The sequence below is a fragment of the Vibrio maerlii genome (assembly GCF_003415655.1).
Lineage (GTDB): Bacteria > Pseudomonadota > Gammaproteobacteria > Enterobacterales > Vibrionaceae > Vibrio > Vibrio maerlii.
In genome coordinates, this window is sequence record NZ_QRHC01000045.1 from 1 (window position 1) to 711 (window position 711).

Annotated in this window: 1 protein-coding gene; it reads left to right on the plus strand. The window is 49.3% G+C overall.

Annotated features, from left to right (window positions below; all coding sequences use genetic code 11):
* A partial coding sequence (locus tag DPF91_RS21935) for a flagellin (RefSeq protein ID WP_164684270.1) occupies positions 1-711 on the plus strand: 711 nt, incomplete at both ends.

Genomic DNA, 711 nt, shown 5'->3' on the forward strand with positions numbered 1-711 from the left:
CAATGGAACGTCTAGCGTCAGGTAGCAAAATCAACAGCGCGAAAGACGACGCAGCGGGTCTACAGATTTCGAACCGCTTGAACGTGCAAAGCCGCGGTCTTGATGTAGCGGTACGTAACGCAAACGACGGCATCTCAATTGCACAAACAGCAGAAGGTGCAATGAACGAGACGACGAACATCCTGCAACGTATGCGTGACCTTTCTCTACAATCGGCGAATGGCTCAAACTCAAAAGCAGAGCGCGTAGCGATTCAAGAAGAAGTAACGGCMCTGAACGACGAGCTAAACCGTATTGCGGAAACCACGTCTTTTGGTGGTAACAAACTACTGAACGGCACGTACGGCACTCAATCTTTCCAAATCGGTGCGGACAACGGTGAAGCGGTAATGCTAAGCCTAAACGACATGCGCTCTGACAACACTCAAATGGGTGGTAGCAGCTACGGCGCAACGAATGCGAAAGACGCTAGCTGGGAAGTCCAAGCAGGTACAACTGAGATTACCATGGCGTTTAACGACACATTTGGTAATGCACAAAGCATCACTATCAACGCAAAAGAAGGCGATGATATTGAAGAAGTAGCGACTTACATCAACGGTCAACAAGACTTCGTAAAAGCGTCAGTAGACGAAGATGGCAAACTACAGATGTTTGCAGGTAACAACAAAGTTGACGGCGCAGTGACGTTCTCTGGCGCACTAGCGGGTG